Below are 25,654 nucleotides of genomic sequence, written 5' to 3' on the forward strand. Positions count from 1 at the left end.
TATGCCGTCTGGACGGGTAATCAGAAGGTTTTAGCCGCGACGGGTCAGCGAGAAACGCGATCCTGCGGACGAGGTGCAGTTCAGCTGGTTCTGTGCCACGAGAGCGCAGTTTACGCGGGACGACGTGCCACGCACGATCGAGCGCATGTCGATTTCGACAAGCTGTGGTGACTGGTAACGATAGTTACCTTCTGCGAGCTTCTCGTTGGTGTCGGTCGAGCGGGTTTCGAAAATGCCGCCATTGAAGGATGAAACGATACCGTTCGGATCAACCCATGCGCCGTCGATACCGGATGGCGCGCGATTGACGACAGGGACATTGCCACCACCGCCAGGGCCGGTTGCCACACAACCTGCAAGCGCGAGCGATACGATTGCCGTAGAGCCAATGATGCGGAAGCGTTTCATGTCCATTTTCTCCATAAGAGTGTTTCTCGTGTGATGTATGGAAATTTACACGATTACAAGCCCCTTTGACGACGATAGCCAAAATGTTGCGAAACTGCCGCAATCGAAATTGCCCCGCAAAGGCTGGGCAATTCCATTTGTTTTAGCGCACTAGAATGTTGCGGAATTGCCAAGGGTCTTTGGTGTCGACATCTTCTTCGAACAGAACGCCACGGCCTTCCAGAGGGTTCCAGTCGGTATAATAGCCTTTGACGGGCCCCAAATATGGGAGCTGCACTTCAAGGCAGCGACGATAGTCCATTTCGTCGGTTTCGACGATGCCCCTTTCAGGGTTTTCCAATGCCCAGACCATGCCAGCCAGAACAGAAGACGAAACCTGCAGACCCGTTGCGTTTTGATAAGGCGCGAGTTTGCGAGCTTCTTCGACGCTCAGCTGCGAGCCATACCAATAAGCGTTTTTGTCGTGACCATAGAGCAGGACGCCCAACTCATCCGAGCCGTCGAGAATTTCGTCTTCCTCAAGCACATGCTGAACCGCCTGCGCACGCCCGCTGCCGCCAAACATTTCATCAAGCGAGAGAATGGCGACATTGCTCGGATGATAGGCGTAGTTACAAGTCGGGCGATATTCGAGCTTGCCCTTCTTGCTGCGCACAGTGAAGAAGTCGGCAATCGAAATTGCTTCATTGTGGGTGACAAGCAGACCATATTGCGCGCCATGGGTCGGGCACCAGGTGCGAATGCGTGTATTGCCTCCGGGCTGTTCAAGGAAGATCGCAGCCTTGTTGCCCTTTTTCTGCTTGCGAGCGTTTTTAGGCTTCCAGTTTTCATGGGTGCCCCAGCCGAGCTCCGCAGGCTGCAAGCCTTCAGCAATAAAGCCTTCCACCGACCATGTGTTCCAGAAGGTGTCGAACGGCTTTGGCTCCTTGGCGCGCTGGGTGTCGCGTTCAGCGATATGAACACCCTTCACGCCGGCTTTCTTCATAAGCTTTCCCCAGCCCTGACGGTCATCGGCTGCTGGTTCTTCAAACTCAAGCTTGAGTTCGCCTGCGAGATCAACGAGCGCTTTTTTCACAAACCACGACACCATGCCGGGATTTGCTCCACAGCAGGAAACAGCGGTCGGGCCACCCGGATTTTTTTTCTTTTCAGCGCGAACGGTCTCGCGCAGCGCATAATTGGTGCGCGAAGCATTGTCTGCTTCGGTGTCAAAATAGAAACCAAGCCATGGCTCGACAACCGTATCAATATAGAGCGCGCCCTGTTCGCGGCTGTAGCGCATCAGATCGAGCGATCCGGTGTCAACCGACAGATTGACGATGAAAGGCTGGCCTTCGCCTTCCTTGATCAGAGGCCCAAGAATCTTCTTGTAATTGTCCTTGGTGATCGCGTTCTTGATGAAGCGGATACCCTTGTCATCCAGGATCTTGCGGTTCTTCTCAGATGGATCAATGACGACCAGACGGGACTTGTTGAATTTGAAATGGCGTTCGATCAGTGGCAGGGTACCGCGCCCGATCGAGCCAAAGCCGATCATGATGACAGAGCCGGTAATTTCGCCATAGACTGGCCATTTCACTTTCGCCATTTTCTTTCTCTCTCCTGCTGTAAAGCTACAGCGTTGCACAATTCCCTGTTTTAAGAACTGCTAATTTCGCAACGATAGCACAGGTTCATAGAAAGAAAGAAACGTCACAACCCTATGACATGAATACGTGTTTAACGAATTTATATCGTAACCAGCTGAGCGCGGATCATTCCACGCAATGAATTGCCGACAAGAATGTTGCGCGCGCGGCTAAGATCATCCACCGTCACAACGCCTTCCTGAACGACGCTGTTGTTCAGAAGTTCGCGCCGCAGAACACCATCGAGCAGGCCGCAGGAAAGGGCAGGGGTGACACAGGTACTGCCGCCAATATCGAGGAAAATCGATGTGATGGTGCCTTCACACACTTCGCCACGCTCGTTGAGCAGAATGACTTCATCCACCTCGGCTGACGAATATTCTTCACGGGCCGAAATATAGGCCTGACGCCGCGTGGTCTTGTGGCGCAGCAAGGCATCATCGTGCTTAAGACGCGTTTCAGCCACTGCGATGCGCCAGACAGTCTGTGGCTGCAACGGCTCATAAGGAAAAGCTGCAATCTCGACGAGCCCGTCCGGAGCAAGGGTCAGGCGCAGTTTGAGCGGGCTGTCCCCGGCACTGATCTCGGCGATCTTCTTATGCACCGTTTCCATGTTGTAACGGAAGCCAAGCTCTCTTGCGGAGTTTTCCAGCCGCGCCATATGAAGATCGCAACGCAGGATACCCGAAAGAGGCTCCCAGCGCATGGTCTCGATCAGCTGATAGTCTGGGTTCGCATGGCTGGTCGCTGTCCCGTCGCGAACCGTGCTTTCAGAAGACATTCCTCATACTCCGCTTGCGCTGTGGAATCGAAGACCACACCGCCCCCGACATTGAAGATTGCACGATTTTGCTCAAGAAGCGAGATCGTGCGGATGGCAACATTGAACCGCATACGTCCACCCGGCTCGATCCAGCCAAGCGAGCCGCAATAGATATCGCGCGGGCCGGTTTCCAGCCTGCGCAGGATTTCCATCGCGCTGATTTTCGGCGCGCCGGTAATGGAACCGCATGGGAAAAGTGCTGCAAAAATCGCGCGCAGCGGCAGCTTGTCTTTAAGCTTTGCGCGCACGCGGCTGATCATCTGGTGAACGGTTGGATAAGTTTCGACCCGGAAAATTTCCGGCACATCGAGCGATCCGACTTCGCTGACCAGTGAAATGTCATTGCGCAGGAGATCAACAATCATGCGGTTTTCCGCCTGATTTTTGGGGTCGTTCATCAAAAACTGGCGGTTCGCTTCATCCTCAAAAGGGGTGGCACCGCGCGGCATGGTGCCCTTCATCGGATGGGTTTCGATATAGCCTTCGCCATCCACTTCAAAGAAGAGTTCCGGCGATCGCGACAGGATGATCGGGCCACCGAGATCGCAATAGGTCGCATAGCGAACAGGCTGGCGCTTTGCGAGCGTGTTGAACAGCACGAGCGGATCGCCGTCCCATTCAGCATGAACCGGAAATGTCAGATTTCCCTGATAGCAATCGCCTTCGCGCAAATGCTGGTGAAGGCGCGCAAACTTCGGCTGGTAATCCTCAAGCGACCATTGGGCGACCGGTTCAGTTAAGTACGTGATGTTGTCATCGCTGCGCGTGTGCATGGCTTCGTCTGATGGGCCATCGAAAACACCAAAGCATAAAAGCGGCGCTTTGCGATTTTCCGGCAGAAGCTCTTTCAGTTTGGGTTCAAGAAGATAGCCCGCCTCATAGGAGAGGTAGCCTGCAAGCCATTTGCCCGCTTCGTGGGCGCGTTGCATGGCCTTCCATGCTGCTTCGAACGTATCTGGCGTATCGGCACGGATAATCGAAGACGGAGCCGCGAATAAAACATCGCGGCCCGCCTTGTCATCCCGAAAAAGGATTTGCGGCCTATTCAAACCCCTATTCAAACCCTTGTGGGTCACGAATTTGCTCAGTCTTCCATGGCTTCGAGTTCGTCGATGATGCCTTCCACCACCGACAGGCCTTTGCTCCAGAAATCCGGATCAGTTGCATCAAGGCCAAATGGCGCCAACAGTTCCTTGTGGTGCTTGGTGCCACCCGCTTTCAGCATGTCGAAATACTTCTGCTGGAAGCCTTTTTCCGAGTTCTGGTAGACGGCATAAAGCGAGTTTACCAGACAATCGCCGAATGCATAGGCATAGACGTAGAACGGCGAATGGATGAAGTGCGGAATATAGGTCCAGAAGGTTTCGTAACCCGGATTGAGATTGACCGCATCGCCAAGGCTTTCGCGCTGCACATCCATCCAGATTTCGCCGATACGCTCTGATGTTAGTTCGCCTTCGCGGCGCTCGGTGTGAACACGACGCTCGAACTGGTAGAAAGCGATCTGGCGCACGACCGTATTGATCATGTCCTCGGCCTTCTGAGCCAGCATGGCCTTGCGTTCGCGCTTGTTGGTGGTGCGTTCAAGCAACGAGCGGAACGTGAGCATCTCGCCAAAAACGGAAGCCGTTTCCGCCAGTGTGAGTGGCGTGGATGCCATCAGCGCACCCTGTTCGCCGGCCAGAACCTGATGCACGCCATGGCCAAGCTCGTGCGCAAGCGTCATCACATCGCGCGGCTTGCCCATATAGTTGAGCAGCACATAAGGATGAGCGGAAGGCACGGTTGGATGCGCAAAAGCACCCGGCGCCTTGCCCGGACGCACCGGCGCGTCAATCCAGTTCTTGTCAAAGAACTTCTTGGCAATTTCGGCCATTTCAGGCGCGAAGTTGCCATAGGCGGAAAGCACGGTTTCGCGCGCCTCATCCCACGAGATCAGCGCCTGCGGTGTTTCCGGCAGCGGCGCATTGCGATCCCAGTTCTCCAGCTTTTCGAGGCCGAGCCACTTGGCTTTCAATGCATAATAGCGGTGCGAAATACGCGGATAGGCAGCTTCGACGGCACTGCTGAGCGCATCGACAACTTCACGTTCGACGCGATTGGCAAGATGGCGGCTGTCGGCAATGTCCTGAAAACCACGCCAGCGGTCGGAGATTTCCTTGTCCTTGGCCAGCGTATTGGTAATCAGCGTGAAAGTGCGCAGGTTTGCGCCGAAAGTCTTGGCAAGCGCTTCCGATGCCTTTTTGCGCACGGCACCATCTACGTCCTGCAGCATGTTGAGCGTCTGCTCGATGGCCAGTTCTTCGCCATCGATTTCAAAACGCAGGCTCGACATGGTTTCATCGAACAGGCGGTTCCAGGCGCTGTAGCCGGTGATCGACTTTTCGTGGAAAAGCTGTTCCAGTTTGTCGTCAAGCTCATATGGCTTGTCGAGGCGCAAATCTTCCAGCCATGGGCGGTAGTGGCCGATCGAGGGATTGGACGCCATCGCTTTTTCAAGCACGTCGTCATCGATGCGGTTGATTTCGAGGCTGAAGAAAATCAGCGGCGTGTTTGCGTCAGTCAGTTTCTGCTGCACATCACCGAACAGTTTCATGCGCTTGGAATCGGTGGTGTCGCCGTAGTAATAAAGGCCCGCGAAGGAAGCGATGCGGCCCATGAGTTCGCTTAGACCCTCATATTCCTTGATCGCATCGGCAAAATTTCCGCCATTGGCCTTTGCCGCTTCTTCACCGAGTTTGCCCTTCCAGCGGGTTTCAAAATCGGCTGCATCCTTTGCCGCCTTTTCGAGATCAGCTTTCAGTTCAGCGCTCTCGGCAGAGGGGTAGAGGTCAGCCAGGTTCCACTCGGGCAGCATTCCAAGGTCGGCCGTTGCGGCAGTTCCGGTATCACCGGCCGGCATATAAGGCATGGTGTCAAGCGTGACAGACTTTGAAAAACGGTTCATGGCAAAGGTCATAGCATTCTCCTGTTGCCCTCTTCTCGCATGTCTTTTTCAAGGCGCCAAGTGGCAAGGCGGTATTCTGGATCACAGAACTATTCTGAGGATGATGCGCAAATGTGTGTGCATTAGGGCTTGCTTTCATAAGGAACGATGCTCCAAATGACGCGCCTGAAATATGACACATACTAGATATTGGGATGTTCCGAGACATATACCGCTGGTAGTGAAGCAGCCATGAGTACGCGTATTCTTATAGCGGATGATGATCCGATACAACGCCGCAGCCTTGAAACGGCCGTGCTACGCATGGGGCATAGGACCATTCTTGCAGATGGTGGCACGAGTGCATTCGGTTTCATCAGCACCCGCAAGGACATTGCGCTTATACTTCTCGATCTGACTATGCCCGATATGGATGGCTGCGCTGTCCTTACAAAAATGCGTGAAGCTGGCATCAATATTCCCGTTATCGTGTTGGTACAGAACGACGACCTCGAAAAAGCCATGCAGGCTATAAGACTGGGCGCCGTCGACTTTATGACCAAGCCCGTCGTGTTCGAGCGAATGCAGGTATCGGTTGCCAATGCTTTCAAACTCGATTCGCTGACACAGGAACTCAAGCGCACGCGCTCCTCGCAGAAACCACATATACTGCTTTCCGATATGGTGACGAAGAGCCCGGAAATGGAGAGAGTGGCTATGCTGGCGCGTCGTGTGACGCCGCTTGATACGCCATTGCTCATCGAAGGCGAAGTCGGCACAGGCAAGGAAACTCTGGCGCGGGCTATCAGCAGTGGTGGAACACGTTGGCAGGGCCCATTTGTCGCCATCGATTGCCGTTCTCTTGCAAAAAGCAATGCCGACCAACTGCTGTTCGGGCATTCAGGAGCGAGATCAATCAATTCCGTTGAGGCGCCAATCCAGATTGCGGGTAAAATCGTAGAGGCGCAGGGCGGAACTTTGTTTTTTGATGAGATCAGCGCGCTGCCTTATCGCACGCAGCTTCGTCTCTTTGAGCTCATGCAAGCCTCGCAATATGTGACCGCTGGTGAAAGTGCCGATCTTTTGGCCAACACACGCGTCATTGCCTCAAACAGTCATTCCGTGGCCGAACTTGTGCATATGGGCCGGTTTCACCCCGGGCTTTATCATCTCATTTCATCGTTTTCTATTGAGATGCCGTCGTTGCGAAATCGCATTGAGGATATTCCAATCCTCGCGCATCAGTTTCTGATGCATTTTGCCAGCGAAGAACGGCTCGGGCATATTACGGGCATCACACCCTATGCACTTGAGGGGTTGAAGACCTACGATTGGCCCGGCAATGTGCGGGAACTGAAAAATGCAATTTATCATGCCGTACTTCTGTGCGATGAACATGCATTAACGGCTCGACATTTCCGAAATATGGGTCTCGATACAGGTATTGTTCGTGGACAGTCTACGGACGGTGGAGCGTCACTTCAGAACAGCGAAATATCAAGTTCGGGCGCGATCAGCGGCACGACACGGGACGGCGAAGTTCGTACGCTTGCTGCGACCGAAGAAGAGATGATCCGCTTCGCAATTGCGCATTACGATGGTCAAATCAGTGAAGTCGCGCGCCGTTTGGGCATCGGACGGACCACGCTGTACCGAAAATTGAAGGAATATGGCATCGATGTGGCGTCAATAGCTGGCAAGGGTCGCGACGACGCAGATGACCATTTTAATGCCCAATCCGGCCGGTTTGCGGGCCGCTAAAACTCTTTAACTTATTGAAATTTAGTAATTTATGAAGCAGTACCTGTTGGTGTTGCCAGAATGTTAGCTTCGCGGAAGATTGTTAATAATTTTTTTACCATGACGAAAATAGATGCGTCTGTGTGTCTTTTTTGCCATGGTGTTTCCTCATTTGTTGTTCACTAAGCGTCCATTAACCATTAAATCCGACAATCAGGGCTCACGCATATTCGTTTCTACGATCTCTGATACGGCCCTTAGGGCGGACAACACGGTAAGGCGATATAATTCAATGAGCAGCATATCGACCATTAAAGCGCGCTTTGCGAAAGTCTGGACTGGATTGTCTGCTTCCGTATTTAAGGTTCGTTCTTCTGTTTCCGCCTCTCTGGTTGCAGCGGCGGTCGTGACTGCATTCGCACCGGCGCAGGCATCAGCCGAAACGCGCACGCTCAAGCTTTATTACGTTCACACCGGCGAGAAGGCCGAAATCACCTTTAAGAAGAATGGTCGCTTCCTGCCTGATGGTCTGAAGAAGCTGAACGTCTTCCTGCGTGACTGGCGTCGCAACGAGCCAACCAAGATGGACCCGCGCCTGTTCGATCTGGTTTGGCAGGTTTATCGTTCGACCGGTTCAAATCAGTATATCACCGTTGTTTCCGCCTATCGTTCCCCTGCAACCAATAACATGCTGCGCTCCAAGACCAGCGGTGTGGCCAAGAAGAGCCAGCACACGCTTGGCCGCGCGATGGACTTTTTCATTCCGGGTGTTCCGCTTGCAAAGCTGCGTGCCATTGGTATGCGTTATCAGGTCGGCGGTGTAGGCTATTACCCACGTTCCGGCTCGCCTTTCACCCATATGGATGTTGGCAATGTCCGCTCGTGGCCACGCATGAGCCGCCGCGAGCTGTTAGCGCTGTTCCCGGATGGCAAGACTGCTCACATTCCAGCCGACGGCAAGCCATTGCCGGGCTATGAGCAGGCGCTTGCGATGATTGAAAGACAGAAAGCCAGTGGCGGCAACGTCATGATGGCCAGCAACTCGGCACCACGTAAGAGCAAGACGCTGTTTGGCGCGCTCTTTGGTGGCGGCGGTGCTGACGAAGAAGAAGATAATGGCGATGTAGCGCCAGCTGCGGCCCGTCCAGCCCGCGCCGTTCCTGCACGTCAGGCTCCGGCACCTGCCGCACCAGTACAGACGCCACAGGCTGAAACCATGGTTGCAGCTCTGCCAGCCCGCGATGCGCCGGTGCCGATGCAGGCGCCACGTCCGGAAGCCGCGGTTGAAGCGCCGGAGGCTGAAGAAGTGCCAATGGCAGCGCTCAATGTGCCAATTCCAGCGCGCAAGCCAGCGACCGCTCCTCAGGATGCTGTAGCCCTTGCTGCCGCTGAACAGACTGGTGACGCAGCAGCTGCGGCGGCGCGTGCCGCGGTTGACGCAAACACGGCTCAAGTTGCTGATGCAGGTGCTTCGCCGCTGATGAACGGTTTCGTTCCAGTTCCATCGACACGTCCTCAGCAGGCAGCCGATAGCGTTCAGCTTGCTTCTGCAGCTATCCCTTCGGCGCGGCCTGACCGTCCGCAGGATGCGATTGCCCAGCTCGTCAACAACCCGCAGGACGCGGCTCCAGCTGTCGCAGATGCGAGCGCAAGCGTGCCGCAGCCGGGTGAAACAGCCGCGTTCCCGCTGCCAAAGACTGCCCCACGCGACGATACACAGCTTGCCATGCTTTCCCGCAAGGATGAGATTGGCGAGCTGATCGGACCGCCAGATGACGATTTCGACACGAAGCCTGTGGCCAATGCTGCACCAGAAGCTCCAGCTCCAGCTCCAGCTCCTGCAAAAGCTGCACATGATCGCATTGCTCCGGTGAAGACAGCTTCCGTTGCCAAGCAGGTCAAGGCTCCAACCCGTCAGCAGATTGCTGCTGCAAGTGATGCTGCAGCAACCGGCGTCCGAACGACTGCCAAGGGTGCTCGTCGCGTTGCAAAAGCAAGCGCTCGTCCAGGTGCTGTCGTGCAGCCGGCGGCGATGCCAACCTCGACCGTTGCAATGTCGACAGATTCTGTTGCTCAGAATGCACCTGCAACCAATCCGGTTCTGCGCAACGATGCAATGCGATCGGCACCGGCAATGGTCTACACCGCTGGCTTCCAGCGTGGCGACCTGCCAAGCGACCGCTCAAATAAGTTCAGCGGCAATGCCGTTACCTTCCTGACGGTAGCGAAGTTCACCGAAACGAACTGATCGTCCGCGAGACCAAGATAAGAAAAAAGGGGCCGTTACGGCCCCTTTTTTATTTGGCTGTTTAACGTTTAGCCCTTCAAGGCTGCGGCTTCCGCGGCAAGCTTGGTGATACCGTCCCAGTCGCCCGCTTCCAGCAGTTCCTTCGGTGCAACCCATGAGCCACCGACACAGACCACATTTGGCAGCGAAAGATAGGTCTTCGCATTGGCAAGGCTGATGCCGCCGGTCGGGCAGAAGATTGTACCGGCCAGTGGCGAGGACAGGGCCTTCAGGAATGGTGCGCCGCCTGCCTGTTCTGCCGGGAAGAATTTGAGATGCGTGTAGCCTTCTTCGCGAAGGGCGAGCATTTCGCTCGGCGTGATGGCCGCAGGCAGCAGAGGCACATCACTGTCATCGGCTGCAGCGAGAATATACTTCGTCGCGCCTGGGCTTACGATGAAGCGCGAACCGGCCTTGGCTGCTTCCTCATATTGCTTTGCATTGAGAATGGTGCCTGCACCGACGATTGCTTCGGGCACTTCGGATGCGACTGCGCGAATGGCGTCGAGTGCTGCAGCCGTGCGCAGGGTGATTTCGATTGCTGGCAATCCGCCTTTGGCCAGCGCGCGTGCCAGCGGAACCGCATGTTCTACCTTGTCAATCAGCAAGACGGGAATGACTGGTTGGCCTTGCAGGACGGGAACGAGAAGATCGGTTTTCTGCGGCATGGGCTTGCTCTTCTGCTTGAGTGTGCGTGTAAAAATCGATTTAAAGTGCATGGCCCTGTTTGTCTACCGCGCACATCAAAACCGATGCGCGGCGCGGCAGCGTTATACCGCTTGCAATATACGGCCGAGGCTGCGGTTCCAGCGTTCAAAGGCTGCGGCCATGCGGCTATCATATTGATTGCGTGCGAAGGCTGGCCCGTTGTAGCGGCGTGCGAAATTGCGCCAGTGTTTCTGCTCCAGTGCTGTTTTCAATCCGGCTTTGTCGATGAATTTCAGCATCAGCCTGACCTGTCCACCGACAGAATTGCGCGCTTCCGCCACCAGTTCATCAATGCTGCTATAGCCCAGCCATTCCCAATGGGCACCCATCACCTGACCAAGCCCCCATAAGGTGGATTCAAGCGCCGCCTTCTTATGGATAGACACGGCCTGCAAGCCTGCGGTCGAAATAATGGCCTTCAAAGCGTATTGCTGGTTCTTTTTTGCCATTAATGTCGAAAAGCGCGCGACCGCCACTTTCCACTTCAGCCTCAGCCAGAAGCGCTGCCGGATCAATTCCGGCTTGCCTTGCCCATGAGATGATTTCTGCAAAACTTTCTGTATCGAACAACAGGTTTCTCCTCTTGCAAACCGCGTTTATCGAAGCCGGATTTTCGCTTGTCTTGAGAGGAGGGGGATAAATAACTTGAATTTGCCGCGTTCGAGGACTAGTTCGAAGGAAATTTGGAAGAGATCGAACGATGAGTAATCTGCCTTTTACTGTTGCTGCCCTTTATTGCTTTGCGCGTTTGCCGCAATATGAAAGCCTGCGCGAGCCGCTGGCCGAACTTTGCTGCACGAACGGCATCAAGGGGACGCTGTTGCTCGCGGCGGAAGGCATCAACGGTACGGTGGCAGGCACGCAGCCTGCGATCGAAAAACTCGTGGCTTACATCACGTCGATCCCGGAGCTTGCCAATCCGGAACTCAAATATTCCAATGCGACCGAAATGCCGTTCTATCGCATGAAGGTGCGTTTGAAGCGTGAAATCGTAACCATGGGCGTCGATGGCATTGATCCGCTGAAAAGCGTTGGCACATATATTGCGCCCAAGGATTGGAACGCGCTGATTGCCGATGAAGACACGGTCGTTGTCGATACGCGCAACGATTATGAATATGCCATTGGTACTTTTGAAGGCGCGCTTGACCCGAACACCAAAACATTCCGCGAATTTCCGGAATGGGTGGAGCAGAACCGCGACAAGCTTGAAGGCAAGAAGATTGCCATGTTCTGCACGGGTGGCATCCGTTGTGAGAAGGCAACGGCCTTCGTCAAGGGGCTCGGCTTTGATGATGTTTTCCATCTGAAGGGCGGTATTCTGAAATATCTCGAAGACGTGCCAAAAGAAGAAAGCATGTGGAACGGCGAATGCTTCGTGTTCGATGAACGCGTGGCAATCGGTCATGGTCTGACGGAAAGCGATATCGAGCTTTGCCGCGCCTGCCGCCGTCCAATCACTGCAGAAGACAAGCTCTCGCAGTTCTTCGAGGAAGGCATTTCCTGCGCTGGTTGTTATGACGAACGTACGCCGGAAGATCGCGCACGTTTTGCCGAGCGCGAAAAGCAGGTCAAGCTTGCCAAGCTTCGTGGCTCAAGCCACAAGCACATCGGACGTTAACTTTTTTTGAACGCGCATCTTAGTCCGAAAACCGCTTCACACTTTTCGGGATGCGCTTTGATGATGCGGTTCTTTTGCCACATCATTCTTATCAGCACTAGCCAAAGCTACTACTCCCCTTTAAGGTGGCCATATTTTCGGAACGATATGAATTCGTTACGGAAATTCTGGGCGGCTTTTGCATGGACGCCCGTGTGAAAAGGGTCTGACGGCATCCGGGTCGCGTTTGCCTCCATCATACCCATCATCGCAAGTTGAGCATCTCGACAGGTCTTGATGCTCGAACAAACGGCGGCGGACTTTTTCCGGCGTGTGATGATGTTTGCCCGAAATACGGGCTCTATGGAGGTCGACAATGAAAAAGCTTATCGCTGCGTTCCTTATTACGGTTGCAGCCGGTGCTGCATCGATTGCTCAAGCTGCCGAAAAGGTCACGGTCTTTGCTGCAGCCAGCATGAAGGATGTGATCGAGGAAGCCGCCAAGCAGATCAAGGCCAAGGACGGCACGGAAGTTGTGGCTTCCTTTGCTTCTTCTTCGGTTCTGGCAAAGCAGATCGAGCAGGGTGCTCCGGCACAGATTTTCATTTCTGCCGATCTCGACTGGATGGATTATGTCGAGAAAGCCGACCTGATCGACAAGGCATCGCGTAAGGTGATTGCGGGCAACGCGCTGGTGATTGCAACGCAGAAGGAAACGCCGAAGGGGGAAGCCAAGGAACTGCTCAGCGCCGGTCGTTTTGCAATGGGTGATCCGTCGAACGTGCCTGCCGGCAAATATGGCAAGGCAGCGCTTGAAAAGCTCGATATCTGGAAAGACATCGAAAAGAACGCCGTTTTCACCGAAAACGTGCGCGTTGCGCTGCAATATGTGAGCCGCGCCGAAGTGAAGGCCGCAATCGTCTATGCATCGGATCGTGCGGCTGCGCCTGAACTCGTTGAAGCCTATCGCTTCCCGGCTTCGAGCCATGCTCCAATCCTTTATCCTGCAGCACTGATTGCAAAGAACGAAAATGATGCTGCCAAGGCATTCCTTGCGTTCCTTGAAAGTGATGCCGGTCAGGCGATCATCAAGGACAAGGGCTTTGTAGGCGCTGCAGAGGCCGCTCAGTAATGATGGAAGGCAATGTCTGGCAGATTGTTGCTCTGTCGCTCCGGGTTGCCGGGATCGCTATTGTTGTCGCTCTGCCAATTGCCTTTCTTGTTGCGTGGATTCTTGCCCGGTTTAATTTTCCGGGCAAGTCTCTGGTACAGGCTATTGTCACCATGCCGCTGGTTCTGCCGCCGGTGGTGACGGGTTATCTTCTGCTGATCCTGTTTGGATCGCGTGGTGCGCTTGGGGCGCCGTTGCAGGAATGGCTTGGCCTTTCCTTTTCCTTCCGCTGGACTGGTGCAGCTCTTGCTGCTGGCGTCATGGCGTTTCCATTGCTTGTTCGCCCTATTCGCCTTTCGATTGAAGGGCTTGATCGTGGGCTTGAGGAAGCGGCGCGCACGTTGGGCGCCAACAGGTTTATTGCTTTTTTCACGGTGATTTTGCCGCCCTTGCTGCCGGGCATTCTCGCGGGTGCGGTGCTTGGTTTTGCCAAGGCGCTCGGCGAGTTCGGCGCGACCATCACGTTTGTTTCCAACATTCCGGGCGAAACGCAGACCCTTTCGCTGGCGATCTATGCGCTTTTGCAGACGCCGACAGGCGACGCCGAAGCTTTCCGTCTGATAGCGATTTCTGCAGCCATTTCCATTGCTGCCGTGGTGTTGTCTGAATGGTTGCAGCGCAGGCTTGCAGGAGAAGCGAAATGAGCGGTCTTGAAGTTTCCGTCGCTGGCCGCAATGGCAAATTCGCGGTTGAAGCAGATTTTGCCGCCCGTTGGGGTGTTACGGCTCTGTTTGGCCATTCGGGCGCTGGCAAAACAACGCTTCTCAAGATGATTGCCGGAACGCTGCGTCCGGAAAGCGGGCGCATCGCCGTCGGTGATTTTACGCTTTTCGATGCCGAAAAGGGGATCAATCTGCCACCCGAAAAACGCCGTATCGGCTATGTGTTTCAGGAAGCGCGGCTGTTTCCGCATATGAGTGTGAAGCGAAACCTCACTTATGCGCGCTGGGCCGGAAAACGCCAGAACAGCCGCAGCTTTGAAGAGGTTGTGGCGCTGCTTGGCATCGATCATCTCTTGGATCGTCGTCCGGTAACTCTTTCGGGCGGCGAACGCCAGCGTGTGGCCATTGGTCGTGCGCTTTTGTCTGATCCGGCACTTTTGTTGCTGGATGAGCCTCTGTCCTCTCTGGACCATGCACGCAGGCAGGAGATTTTGCCCTTTATCGAGCGGCTTCGGGATGAAAGCCATGTGCCGATCGTCTATGTCAGCCACGAGATTGACGAGGTTGCGCGGCTTGCGGATGAAATCGTTCTTCTATCGGGCGGCAAGGTGAAAGCCAGTGGCGAAGCTGCCGAGATTTTCCCGCTGATCGATGGGGAAGGCGAGGGCGCTGGTGTGCTGCTTGAAGGCTCGGTTTCAGCTTATGATGAGCGCTACAAGCTTGCCGAAATTGATCTTGGCGGGACGAAATTCCAGCTCAGCGATGCCGGGCTTAAACAGAACATGCATGTGCGTCTTCGGGTTCGCGCACGCGATGTCTCCATTGCGCGCAAGGCGCCTGATGCGATCAGTATCCGCAATGTGCTGCCGGTTTCCATTGTGGCGATTGAAGCGGGAGAAGGCCCCAACGCCCATGTTGCGCTCGACTTTCAGGGTCGGCGTCTGGGTGCGCGACTGACGCGGCGTTCGGTCGATGATCTGGGCCTTGCAGGGGGCGATCAGGTCGTGGCGCTCGTCAAAGCGGTCTCCGTGGATCGCGCCGCAATGAGAGAGAAATGAGGGTGACAATTTTCCTGTTTGCGTAATCCACCTTTTATGCTCCTGTCTCTATTAGATGGGAGCATTAAATGACTGATTTGCGAGATTGGACACCACGCCCGAAGCCTGAACGCAAAGTGCTGGAGGGCCACTATGTCAGGCTCGAACCACTGGATGCCGCCCGGCACGGTGATGAGTTGTTTGCGGCATCTTCCGTTGAAGATGCGGATCAACGGTTTACCTGGCTGTTCGAGGTTCCGCCTGCAACGCGCGAAGCGTTTGAGCCGTGGCTCGAAAAGGTGTCGGGCAGCGAAGATCCTCTATTCTTTGCGGTCATCGACAAGGCCAGCGGCAAGGTCGCCGGTCGTCAGGCCTTGATGCGTATCGATCCGGTTCATGGTGCCATCGAGATCGGGAACATCTATTGGGGACCGCTCATCTCGCGTAAACCGGCTGCCACCGAAGCGCAGTTCCTGTTCATGCAGTATATTTTCGATGAGCTTGGCTATCGCCGCTATGAGTGGAAGTGCAATGATAACAACGCGCCGTCCAAACGCGCGGCGGAGCGTTTCGGCTTCCAGTTTGAAGGCACTTTCCGCCAACATATGGTGACAAAGGGCAACAACCGCGACACCGCATGGTTTTCGATCATCGACAGCGAATGGCCAGCGCTGAAACAAGCTTATCAGGCATGGCTTGCGCCGACAAACTTTGATAGTGACGGTCAGCAGATCAGAAAATTAGAGGATTTTCGCATTGGCGGCTGAACCGAAGAAGAGCAATCCGGCAATTGCCGCAGCCATTATCCTGGTTGGTTTTGGCGTGCTTGCCTATTATTTGCCAACGATCATGATCGCGCTTGGCGAACGCTCGCACATCGCAGCGGTTATTTTCGGGATACTCTTCGTACTCAGCTTCTTTGGCATATTCTGGCTGCGTTCGCGCCGCCAGAATAAGGACTAACCTACGAGTGCAGCACTAAGCAGCAGAGCGCCGGTCAGCGCAATAAACAGTGCCGCGCCTGCTTCAATCGCCGCCTTCAGGCGACCGGACACGGCGCTGCTGCCTGCAAAGCGCAATGCCGTGTTCTTGGCGGTTACGGCCAGGGTTGCGAGAAATGCGACGGTCAGAAATGTGCCAAAGGCCATCGCGAACACCGAAAGCAATCCACCAACCAACAGACCATTGAGAAGCGCGAAGGTGAGCACGATCAGCGCGCCGGAACATGGGCGCAGGCCGACAGAGAAAATCGCAGACCATGCCGTCTTCCAGTTGAAATCGTCGCCGAGCGTCGATGGATCGGCAATATGGGCGTTGCCGCAATCGGCACAGATATCACCCTCACCGATGAAGACGTGATCGGCCGCGGCATTGGCAGGCTTGTAGTTGAGCTTGACCGTGTTGGTGGTGCCAAGCGCACGCGTGCTTTGTGAAACGCTGCCCTGCCAGGCTGGACCGCTGGCCATTGCCGTTTGAGGCGCTGCTGCAAAAAGCGCGCTTGTCGGGGAAGGCTCGGCACTGTCACGCTTCTTGAACAGAAGCGGCAATTTGCGCGCAAGCAACCACAGGCCAAAGAACAGCACCAGCGCGAAACTGGCAATCTCCATATAGCGCGCCGTCTGGTTCATCGAAATGCCGGTGCCACGCAGCACAAGCCAGGCCAGTCCCACGACAAACAACGCCATGATCGCCTGCAGCAGAGACGAGATGAAAGACAGGAAAATACCGCGTCTCAATGCCGTTTCATTGGCGATCATGTAAGACGAAATGACCGCCTTGCCATGGCCGGGGCCAGCGGCATGGAAAATACCGTATACAAAAGAAAGGCCGATAAGCACGGATGCCTGCCATGGGTCTTCCCGCATGGCTTTGAGCGCGGTTGTCATGGCGAGATAGAAGTTGCGCTGCTGTTCATTCATCCACAGAATGATATGCGCAAAAGGTCCGGTCGGTTTCATGGCGACTTCATTGGCACCGATGCCCAGAGATGATTGCGCCCAAGCCTGGGCGGCGATCATAACAAGGCTGACTGTGAGAATGAAACGGACCGTTTTCTTCATAAGGCTGATTATCCTTTTTTCTCGCAGTCTATCTCAAGGCGCGTGGCGAAAATCTTCGACATGTCTGTGCCTGCCGGATCATTGAAAAAGGCTTCGGTCAGGGTTCCCTGATTTTGTGCAAGCGCTTCATCGGGATTAGGGCGAATGACCTCAGACTTGCAGCCTGCAGGCAGACCTTTGACGACCAGTTCATTATCACTCACATAATCGATCGCCGTATAAAAGGTCGGATCGTAAACGCCGAAACTGACCTTGTGTCCGGGTTCAAGCTTTAGCGGCTTTTCAGGCTTGCTGGTGAAGACGATCATCAGATGATTATCGGAGAAGTCAGCTGCCAGATCTTTCGGACGCGCCATTTTAACGTCCTTGCCATCGGCAAGCACGGTCTGAAAATATTTGAACTCGGCGATGGAGCTGTTGATGACATGGCCAAGGTCGATCAGCTCGTTTTTGTCGAGCTGCAAATCGCCATTCTTATCAAACTCCATCAGAACCGTTGATGAAAACACATCATCAAAACGCCAGATATGGGCGAGCTGTTCAACCGTGCCGTCCTGTGCAATTGTCAGTTCCAGCCTTGCATCGGCAAAGACATGCGGGTGCGCGCTCGCGGCCAGAGGCGCAAACACTGTCGCCAGTGTTACGGCAAGGCCAAGGGGGCTTTTCAGCCATGAGCGCAAATCATGCATATACGGGTTCCGTCAATTCATCTGCAAGGCATAAGGGTGAAGGCGGCAAAAGTAGGACAAGTGACGCAAGCGTCGCCTTTTATACCGCGATCTTTTACAGTTTTGTGTCGCCCTGCATTTCGCGTTCCTTGAACCACTGGGTCAGAAAGTCGACGAGAGCGCGGATTTTGGCTGGCAAATAGCGACGATGCGGATAGACTGCATAGATGCCGCCATCCCTTACGATGAATTCATCGAGGCAGGGAATGAGCCTGCCGCGCTCGATCTCTTCTTCCGCAATAAAGGCTGGAAGCGAGCAAAACCCAAGTCCGGCAATTGCGGCGGTCTTGGTCGCAACCGGACTGTTGACTTCGATTGGGCCATTGACCGTCACCGTCATCATCGAGCCGTCGGTATTGCGGAAATGCCAGTTGTTGCGTGAGCGGGCATTGGTGTCGATGATGCAGGGCTTATCGTGCAGATCTTCCGGGCGTTCGGGCTTGCCAACGCGCGCAATCAGCTCTGGCGCACCGCACAAAACGGAATGGAACGGTGACAGCCTTTTGGCAATGAGGGAGGAATCCTGCAAACGCGTGATGCGGATTGCAAGGTCGAAGCCTTCTTCCACCATATCAACGAAACGATCATCCAGCCGCACGTCGAGCACGATTTCCGGATGGGCAAGGCAGAAATCGATCAGCGACTGCCCGATCACCGCATCGGCAAAGGTACGCGGCGCTGAAAGCTTGATGCGTCCGCGCGCGTCTGAACTTGTTTCGCTGACGGCATCCTGAAGCGCGTCGATCTCGCGGATGATCTCTACAGCGCGGTGGTAATAGGTGTGCCCGGCTTCTGTCAGCGAAAACTGGCGCGTGGTGCGGTTCAAAAGACGGGCGCCAAGCTCGTCTTCAAGCTCACGCACATATTTGGAAAGCAGCGCCTTGGAGCGTCCGATCTTTCGCGCCGCAGCCGAAAAACCTTCCGCTTCGACCACGTCGATGAATGCGCGCATACGTGTGAGGGTGTCCATGGTTTAGTCCTGCTTTTCGAGAATGTTTCGGCCAAGCGCAATAAGCGCCCGGTCGCTGCCGCGTGGGCCAATGAATGAGATGCCAAATGGCGCGCCATGAACCTGTCCCAATGGAACAGTAATCTGTGGCAGGCCGGATAGCACGGAAAGGCAAAGCAGCCGCAGAGCCTGTTCACGATAGGCTTGCAGGCTCTCGAATGGTTCATTTGCGAAAGGTGCTGCACCCGGTACGGTTGGCAGCGCCAGAACCGCGTTGTCACCGATGATTGTTTCCAATTCCTGTGTGAAACGCGCACGACGGATGCGATGCCGGGTTACTGCTTCGTTGGAGATTTCCGAGCCGTAAGCAAAACGGTCCGCAACGCCGGCGCCAAGCTTGCGATCACCGGATGAAATCCACGCGCCATGCGTGTTCCATGCTTCCCAGCCCTGTATCTGGCGGAAGGTGAGGTAGAGTTCGTCGATTGACAAGGTTGACTGGCTGGCAGCCTTAAGACTTGCAAAATGCGGGCGCACTTTCGCAAACATGGCGCGATAGCTGTCTGTTTCAGGATGATCGAGCAGCAGATGCTCAAGCAGCGGCATATAAAGAAGCTGCGAGAAGCTGAAGTTTTGCTCATCATCGCCGAGCAGAACTTGCCCGACTTTTTCATAAAGTGCGATGTCGCGGGCAAACCAGCCGATTGTGTCGAGCGAAGGCGCAAGCGGCATGATGCCTTCAAGCGGAATGCGCCCATGTGTGATACGCAGGCCGATCAGCCCGCAGAAGCTGGCAGGTGCGCGGATTGAGCCGCCTGTATCGGAGCCGAGCGCTATATCTGCGATTTTTCCGGCGACCGACGCCGCAGACCCGGATGAAGACCCACCGGTAACTCGGTCGGGCGCTGCGGGATTGATCGGGTAGGGGAAATGCGAATTTTGCCCCACCAAAGAGAAGGCCAGTTCATCGGTCTGCGTTTTGCCGATCACTGTTGCACCCGCTGCGAGCAGCTTCTCGACGACGGGCGCCGATTTTTCGGCTGCAACTGATTCGGCCAAAATCTGAGGATTGCCACAGCCTGTTTTCATTCCTGCGACATCATAAATGTCTTTGACTGCCAAAGTTGCGCCCTGAAGAGCGCCATTGACCGAAGGTGCAGGTGCGATTTCAGCTTTTGTAATGAGGGCGTTGAAGGAATCGAGGCTGGTCATTGTTCACGACTTGCTGTCGAAATCAGCATTTATGGTTAAGAAAAGAGAAATTTATACGGTAGATTGTTTCACTAATATTGAACAATGGCAAGCACAGTGAATGCGTTGAGACCCCTAAAAATTATTTTCGCTCGGCCCTTATTTGTCATTGAATGAACACATGTTTGGGATTATATCGCCCTTGCCCAAAGTCGCACGTGCCTGTGGGTGTCCGCCGATCCTCGAATGGTGAGGAATTCGGTACGGTACCTGGACCTAACCGCTCCAGTTGATCTGTAGGCCAACCGCCAGATCAAGGACATCTTGAAGCAACGACGGTGCGGGCCTTTCTAGTGTCTTTCGGCTGTCCAAAAGCCGGAATTACTGAAGAGGCACACCTTCATTGCCAGAAGTGCGGATGCGGTTCTCCAATTCCAATCCAAGGCAGACAAAGCGGAGTAACGCGGGTTTAGCGTTGTTCCATCGCCGCATGAGTTTTCGCGTGACCTCAGCACCTCCAAAGGCTGGCCTCACCGCGGATGCGCTTATGCTTACTTTGTCTCTTAGAGAATTTTCGGGTCCATGGGGGACCCGGTCTGATTCCCTAAGTGTTTTTTCTGCGCAATTCCGAAAAGGGTTGCGCTCTAGATGCGGCCAATCAAGCCGCGCGGGAGAACGACCATGGCAACTCAGCGTATTATTGACTTCCTCAACACCCGCCGCCCAGATGGCCCTTGCCTCGTCGTGGACACTGACGTCGTGCGCGAAAACTATCAGAATTTTGAAAAGGCATTGCCTTACTCGCGCATTTTCTATGCTGTGAAGGCAAATCCTGCACCTGAAGTCCTGCGTCTTCTTGCATCACTTGGCTCGTGCTTCGATACGGCATCCGTTGCCGAAATCGAAATGGCACTGGAAGCCGGCGCAACGCCAAACCGCATCTCTTATGGCAACACCATCAAGAAGGAGCGCGATGTTGCGCGCGCTTTCGAGCTGGGCATCCGCCTCTTTGCCGTTGATTGCGTTGAAGAAGTCGAAAAGGTTGCGCGCGCAGCTCCCGGCAGCCGTGTGTTCTGCCGCGTTCTGACGGATGGTGAAGGCGCTGAATGGCCCCTGTCGCGCAAGTTCGGTTGCGTGCCTGCCATGGCTATCGACGTGCTGCGTCATGCAAAGTCGCTCGGCCTCGACTCCTACGGTGTGTCGTTCCACGTCGGCTCGCAGCAGACGGACCTCACCGCATGGGATCGCGCTCTTAGCGATGCTGCATCGGTATTCCGCACGCTGGCTGATGAAGGCATCGTCCTTCGCATGGTCAACATGGGCGGCGGTTTCCCAACCCGGTACCTCAAGGACGTACCGACCGCACAGGCTTACGGCATGGCGATCTTCGATGCACTGTCGAAGCATTTCGGCAACCGCATTCCGGAAACCATTATTGAACCGGGCCGCGGCATGGTTGGCAATGCAGGCGTGATCAAGACCGAAGTGGTTCTGGTTTCGCGCAAGTCGGACAACGACAATGTTCGTTGGGTCTATCTCGACATCGGCAAATTCGGCGGTCTGGCCGAAACCATGGACGAGGCGATCCGCTACCAGATCGTGACTCCACATGATGGTGGCGAAACCGAACCTTGCGTGCTGGCTGGCCCAACCTGCGACAGTGCGGATGTTCTTTATGAAAAGACACCGTATCCGCTGCCGGTTTCGCTGACCATCGGTGATGAAGTTCTCATCGAAGGCACAGGCGCCTACACCACCACCTATTCGGCGGTGGCGTTCAACGGCTTCGAACCGCTCCGATCCTACGTCATCTAACCGGTCGGGTTCTTTCCGACCGATCCTCTCAATCTGCCCAGTGCTGAAAAGTGCTGGGCAGGATGTGCGGCTGCCCATTTTTAGGGTGCGATGTCATGAACGCAAATCTGGAAATTCAGGAAAATACCGTAGCCGGTCTTTCGCCGCTTTTTGTGCCTGCTTTCACCATCGCGGGCGAAGCAGTGGAACACATCATTGCGCGCGAAGCTCTGCTTGATCGCGCGATGGGCGAAGGCCGTCGTAGGAAATCGTCGGAAAAACTGCGCCGTGGTCGTCTGCCCGCGGAAGGTCTGGCTTTTTCGGCGATTGATGACCATGGAATGCTGGCGGGAACTGTTCGGTTGTGGAACGTCCATGCCGGTCTGGATGCGTTCGGCTTTCCTGTTTCAGCTCTGTTGCTCGGCCCGCTTGCAGTCGACCCATCGACTGCCGGTCGCGGTATCGGTTCGGCCTTGATGCAGTACGCAATTGCCGAGGCAAAGCGCCTTGGTCATGGCGCTATTCTGCTGGTCGGTGATCCGGAATATTACAGCCGTTTCGGCTTTACTGCCGAGAAGACCGGCGAACTTGCCATGCCCGGCCCGTTTGAAAAGCGTCGGTTTCTGGCGCTGGAGCTAAAGGTCGGTCATCTCGATGGCGCGCAGGGAATTCTGCGTGCCAGCGGACGCAAGATGTCGCGATCTTAACTGATACGCACCAGCCGTCCGAAGTTGCGGACGGCTGTTATTGCCAGACCCAGAATAAAGCCCGCAATCAGCCCTGCAATTACAATCAGCTTGCGCGTTGATCCGGCCGGATCAAGCGGCGGACGTGCTTCCGAAATCACACGAACATTGGTGGTCGTGATGCCTTCCTGTTCACTCGTTTCACGCGAGCGAAGGAGGAATGCTTCATAGACTGAACGCAAGGTCGTTGCTTCGCGCTCCAGCTCGCGCAGCTTCACGCGATCATTGTTGCTGTTGGCCTGCTGTGACTTGAGCTGCGCAAGACGGGCGCTCAGGTCTTTCTCTTGCTGCACGGAACGCGCAACTTCGACCTGCAGTGAAGCGCGAATGCGGCGCAGTTCCGCATCAATATCATTGAGAACAGTCTGCTTCTGCGATTGAAGCTGAATGAATTGCGGATGGCGGGGCCCAAGCTGGGTGGACGCACCATTGGCGTTCTGGCTCGCCAGCGCATACTGCGCGCGCAAGGCTGTCAGCGTGTTGGAACGCAAATCTTCCGGCAGGGTGCCGGAGATAACGCTGCCGGTATTGGCATCGCTAAGCACCTGTACCCGCGCCTGAAGCCGCATGGTTTCCGCGCGCTGATTGGTCAGCTGGTCGTTGAGGCGCGACAGATCATTGTCACTGATAAGCTTGCCATCGACATCAACCAGATCGCGTGAGGCGCGATAATCTGCAGCTGCCTTCTCCGCATTCTCGACATTGCCCCGCATATCGGCGAGACGCTTTGAAAGTTCGTCTGCATTGCGGCGCGCCACATCTGACTGAAGCGAATCAAGCTCTGTTTGGAAAACGGAACCAATAAGATTGGCGATATCAGCCGATTTCTCAGCATTTCGCGTCTTGACCGAAATCGAATAGATGAAGGTCTTGGCATCTCGACCGATGGTCAGACTATCATAGAGATTGTAGAGAACGCGGGTTTCAAGCGCCTGACCGTCACTGGCCGTTTTCGGCCGGAACATGGTTTTCAGCTGCGCGAAGAAACCGGCGACACCCGTAGGCACAAAACTACCGTTAAACTCGGGGTCTTTGGTGAGATCTGCTTTATCAATAACTTTGAGAAGCACGCTGCTCGAATCGAGCAGGCGTGCCTGACTTTCAGCGATGGCCAAAGAGGCGTCGGTCGGTAATTGTCCCGGGGTGAGCTCGGTGCCAACAGACCGCACATTACGCGGATCGACGAGAATATCGGTGGAGGCCACAAACATCTGCGGAATGGTCAGCGCATAAAGCGTAGCCACTATGCCGCCGAGCAAGGTCGTGGCCAGTAGCAAGCGACGAGAACCCTTCACCACTTCGATCGCAACACGCGGATCGATCAGCGGTTTCCATTCATTGTCCGGTGCATCACGTCGGGCAGGCAGAGCGGCTGCTTCCTGTACTGGTTCGGAAGGCTGTGGCAGCGCATCATTCGGTGCCTTTTCACGCGCTTCACGCTCGGCAATCTTGCGCTCAAGCTCGGCCTTGATCGCGGCCATGCGACTGCGAAGCTCGGAAACTTCTTTCTCTTCTGCTGCTTTATTTGCCTGCTGGGAGCGGAAAAGCTCTGCCCGTTCTTCAGGCGTTGCAGGGGGTGTCCATGGCGGCGCAATGGTCTGAGATTCGTTTTTGGACGCGTCAGATTCTTCGCGGCTCGTCTCGGGCGCGTCTGAAAATGCCAGAAGAGGCTTTTCTTCTCTTCCTTTGTTGCGCTTGTCGTCACCGCTCATCGTCAAAGATGTCCGTACCCCGAAATACCGCTTACTCGCATCGGACTATAGGTTTTTTATGGAGAACAAATGGTTAATTTGCATCGCGATATTCGCGTTAGTGCTTTTTAATTAAGTCTTTTTCGCTAAGTATCGATTTACGGTCGGCATGTTCGAGTAAACAAGCAACAGGTAATATAAAGACGAGGCCCTTGGGTGATCGCGAAAGCAGTCCAGAAATTATTGGGTAGCAGAGGCGGCATGGTGCGGGATTATTTCTCGCTGTTTTCGGGTTCCGCCGGACGGCTGGTGGTTTCGCTTCTTTATTTCATTGCACTTGCAAACACCTTGCCGACAGGTGATTTCGGTATTTTTGCCACTGCATCTGGAACAGGTGTGGTGCTTTCGCGTCTGGTTTCGCTTGGGTTCAGCTCGCCGCTTTATCGCATCTCGACCGTCAAGCCTTTGCTGCTGGGAACCTATACCGCGGGCTATCTGGTGGCGGTGCTGTTGTCGCTGCCGCTTTTCGCGCTTAGTTCCTGGATCGTCTATTTCATCTTCTTCAGCCGCGATATTTCATTCCTGCCCTTTGCTGTGGTGGTGGTTGCCGAAGCACTGTTGTGGCGCTCAACCGAAATGATCATCATCGTCAATAATGGTCTGCGCCGCTTCGGCATCTCAGCGCTTCTGGTGATTTTTGGTACAACCACGCGTGCCATTGCTGCCGTGCTGTTCATGTTTCTGGCAGCTCACCATGATGTCGCCCATTGGGCATGGTGGTATCTGGCTGCCAATGCTGTAGCATTGCTTGTCGCGTTGCGCTTTTATCCGAAAGTGAAACTGCGTTTTGAGCCGCGCCTTTATTTAAGACGCGTTTCCGATTCCATCGCCGTGATGGGGGCGGAATTGTTGTTCTATATCCAGAGCGAACTCGACAAGCTTCTGGTTCTGAGCATTGGCGGGCCGACCACGGCGGGTATCTATGCGATCATCATGCGCCTTGTGGACCTGACGGCACTGCCGATCCGTTCGTTTAATATGATGCTGGTGCAAAAGCTCATGCGCAATCCGAATATGCTGGCGTCGCTGCGCATCAGGGCCGGGCTGGAACTTGCGGTTTTTGCCGTGTCGATTGCAGGTCTTGGCGCAATGGTGATCTTCCTGCAGTTCTTCCCGACAGCACTTGGTGCAAGTGTGGCGCCGATTGTCGGTCTTCTGCCGCTGGTCCTGCTCGTGCCGGGGTTCCGCAATCTCATCGAGTATCAGACAGAAATTCTTTATGCGCGCGGTCAGTCTGGCCTGCGCACTATAAGCATGGTGCTGATGACTGCGGCCAAGGCTTTGTTCGTCTGGCTGCTGCTGCTTTATCACGGCGACAACAACGACTGGATTGCCGGGCTTAACTTCGTCTTTGCCGGCATCTACATCCTCTCGCTGGTTTTCACCTATACGAGCATGAGACTGCCTGCAAAGCGGGTATAAAAAAGCCCGGAGTTTGGTGCTCC

The 25,654-nt window shown here is 54.9% G+C and carries 22 protein-coding genes and 1 pseudogene; 11 read left to right on the plus strand and 12 right to left on the minus strand.

The window, feature by feature from the left end:
- Positions 1-30: 30 nt before the first annotated feature.
- From KMS41_12435 to KMS41_12455, 5 genes are all read right to left on the minus strand, one after another.
- Positions 31-408: a hypothetical protein gene (locus KMS41_12435; GenBank protein ID QWK79740.1), complete on the minus strand. Its 378-nt coding sequence runs from the start codon at positions 406-408 to the stop codon at positions 31-33.
- Between the two features lie 142 nt (positions 409-550).
- Positions 551-1,996 carry a homospermidine synthase gene (locus tag KMS41_12440; protein QWK79741.1) on the minus strand — a complete coding sequence of 482 codons (1,446 nt, stop codon included), beginning with the start codon at positions 1,994-1,996 and terminating at the stop codon, positions 551-553.
- 140 nt (positions 1,997-2,136) lie between these two features.
- Positions 2,137-2,817 carry an aminotransferase class IV family protein gene (locus KMS41_12445; GenBank protein ID QWK79742.1) on the minus strand — a complete coding sequence of 227 codons (681 nt, stop codon included), beginning with the start codon at positions 2,815-2,817 and terminating at the stop codon, positions 2,137-2,139.
- Complete coding sequence (locus KMS41_12450; protein ID QWK80239.1) at positions 2,751-3,920, minus strand: aminodeoxychorismate synthase component I; 1,170 nt, start codon at positions 3,918-3,920, stop codon at positions 2,751-2,753. The genes KMS41_12445 and KMS41_12450 overlap by 67 nt, the downstream gene beginning before the upstream one ends.
- A gap of 23 nt (positions 3,921-3,943) precedes the next feature.
- Positions 3,944-5,806, minus strand: a complete 1,863-nt coding sequence (locus tag KMS41_12455; GenBank protein ID QWK80240.1) for a M3 family oligoendopeptidase — start codon at positions 5,804-5,806, stop codon at positions 3,944-3,946.
- 231 nt (positions 5,807-6,037) lie between these two features.
- On the opposite strand from KMS41_12455, the gene KMS41_12460 reads away from it, so the two are divergent.
- Positions 6,038-7,546, plus strand: a complete 1,509-nt coding sequence (locus KMS41_12460) for a sigma-54 dependent transcriptional regulator (GenBank protein ID QWK79743.1) — start codon at positions 6,038-6,040, stop codon at positions 7,544-7,546.
- Between the two features lie 289 nt (positions 7,547-7,835).
- Entirely contained in the window at positions 7,836-9,773 is a 1,938-nt protein-coding gene (locus tag KMS41_12465) for a DUF882 domain-containing protein (GenBank protein QWK80241.1), read from the plus strand.
- A gap of 68 nt (positions 9,774-9,841) precedes the next feature.
- Here the strand turns inward: KMS41_12465 and KMS41_12470 are convergent, their stop codons facing one another.
- Both KMS41_12470 and KMS41_12475 read right to left on the minus strand, forming a co-directional pair.
- A complete protein-coding gene (locus KMS41_12470) occupies positions 9,842-10,480 on the minus strand; it encodes a 2-dehydro-3-deoxy-phosphogluconate aldolase (protein QWK79744.1) in 639 nt (212 codons plus the stop codon).
- Between the two features lie 102 nt (positions 10,481-10,582).
- A pseudogene (locus KMS41_12475) lies at positions 10,583-11,090 on the minus strand (N-acetylmuramidase family protein).
- Between the two features lie 130 nt (positions 11,091-11,220).
- Between KMS41_12475 and KMS41_12480 the strand changes: the two are divergent.
- The 6 genes from KMS41_12480 (at position 11,221) to KMS41_12505 (ending at position 15,953) form a co-directional block, all read left to right on the plus strand.
- Entirely contained in the window at positions 11,221-12,141 is a 921-nt protein-coding gene (locus tag KMS41_12480; GenBank protein ID QWK79745.1) for a rhodanese-related sulfurtransferase, read from the plus strand.
- Positions 12,142-12,496: 355 nt separating this feature from the next.
- On the plus strand, positions 12,497-13,252 hold the full coding sequence (gene modA, locus KMS41_12485) for a molybdate ABC transporter substrate-binding protein (GenBank protein QWK79746.1): 756 nt from the start codon (positions 12,497-12,499) through the stop codon (positions 13,250-13,252).
- Positions 13,252-13,935 carry a molybdate ABC transporter permease subunit gene (modB, locus tag KMS41_12490; protein QWK79747.1) on the plus strand — a complete coding sequence of 228 codons (684 nt, stop codon included), beginning with the start codon at positions 13,252-13,254 and terminating at the stop codon, positions 13,933-13,935. The genes modA and modB overlap by 1 nt, the downstream gene beginning before the upstream one ends.
- Entirely contained in the window at positions 13,932-15,011 is a 1,080-nt protein-coding gene (gene modC / locus KMS41_12495; protein ID QWK79748.1) for a molybdenum ABC transporter ATP-binding protein, read from the plus strand. The genes modB and modC overlap by 4 nt, the downstream gene beginning before the upstream one ends.
- 68 nt (positions 15,012-15,079) lie before the next feature.
- On the plus strand, positions 15,080-15,757 hold the full coding sequence (locus KMS41_12500; GenBank protein ID QWK79749.1) for a GNAT family N-acetyltransferase: 678 nt from the start codon (positions 15,080-15,082) through the stop codon (positions 15,755-15,757).
- On the plus strand, positions 15,747-15,953 hold the full coding sequence (locus KMS41_12505) for a hypothetical protein (GenBank protein QWK79750.1): 207 nt from the start codon (positions 15,747-15,749) through the stop codon (positions 15,951-15,953). Before KMS41_12500 ends, KMS41_12505 begins: the two co-directional genes overlap by 11 nt.
- Here the strand turns inward: KMS41_12505 and KMS41_12510 are convergent.
- The 4 genes from KMS41_12510 to KMS41_12525 form a co-directional block, all read right to left on the minus strand.
- Positions 15,950-17,050: a nickel/cobalt transporter gene (locus KMS41_12510; protein ID QWK79751.1), complete on the minus strand. Its 1,101-nt coding sequence runs from the start codon at positions 17,048-17,050 to the stop codon at positions 15,950-15,952. The genes KMS41_12505 and KMS41_12510 overlap by 4 nt on opposite strands.
- An 8-nt stretch (positions 17,051-17,058) precedes the next feature.
- Entirely contained in the window at positions 17,059-17,739 is a 681-nt protein-coding gene (locus KMS41_12515; protein ID QWK79752.1) for a DUF1007 family protein, read from the minus strand.
- Positions 17,740-17,833: 94 nt separating this feature from the next.
- The gene (locus tag KMS41_12520) at positions 17,834-18,748 is read right to left on the minus strand and encodes a LysR family transcriptional regulator (GenBank protein ID QWK79753.1); all 915 of its coding nucleotides are present in this window, start codon (positions 18,746-18,748) and stop codon (positions 17,834-17,836) included.
- Between the two features lie 3 nt (positions 18,749-18,751).
- On the minus strand, positions 18,752-19,939 hold the full coding sequence (locus tag KMS41_12525; protein ID QWK79754.1) for an amidase: 1,188 nt from the start codon (positions 19,937-19,939) through the stop codon (positions 18,752-18,754).
- Positions 19,940-20,599: 660 nt separating this feature from the next.
- On the opposite strand from KMS41_12525, the gene odc2 reads away from it, so the two are divergent.
- Together odc2 and KMS41_12535 are read left to right on the plus strand one after the other, a co-directional pair.
- Positions 20,600-21,733, plus strand: coding sequence for an ornithine/lysine decarboxylase (odc2, locus tag KMS41_12530; protein ID QWK79755.1), 1,134 nt, complete (start codon positions 20,600-20,602; stop codon positions 21,731-21,733).
- 95 nt (positions 21,734-21,828) lie between these two features.
- Positions 21,829-22,419: an N-acetyltransferase gene (locus tag KMS41_12535; protein ID QWK79756.1), complete on the plus strand. Its 591-nt coding sequence runs from the start codon at positions 21,829-21,831 to the stop codon at positions 22,417-22,419.
- Here the strand turns inward: KMS41_12535 and KMS41_12540 are convergent.
- Positions 22,416-24,170 (minus strand): GumC family protein, encoded by a 1,755-nt coding sequence (locus KMS41_12540; GenBank protein ID QWK79757.1) that lies wholly within the window; start codon positions 24,168-24,170, stop codon positions 22,416-22,418. The two genes, KMS41_12535 and KMS41_12540, sit on opposite strands and share 4 nt — an antisense overlap.
- Positions 24,171-24,365: 195 nt before the next feature.
- Here KMS41_12540 and KMS41_12545 point away from each other — a divergent pair, with 195 nt between their 5' ends.
- The gene (locus KMS41_12545) at positions 24,366-25,631 is read left to right on the plus strand and encodes a lipopolysaccharide biosynthesis protein (GenBank protein QWK79758.1); all 1,266 of its coding nucleotides are present in this window, start codon (positions 24,366-24,368) and stop codon (positions 25,629-25,631) included.
- The last annotated feature ends 23 nt before the right edge of the window (positions 25,632-25,654 follow it).

It is taken from the genome of Ochrobactrum sp. BTU1 (genome assembly GCA_018798825.1).
GTDB lineage: Bacteria > Pseudomonadota > Alphaproteobacteria > Rhizobiales > Rhizobiaceae > Brucella.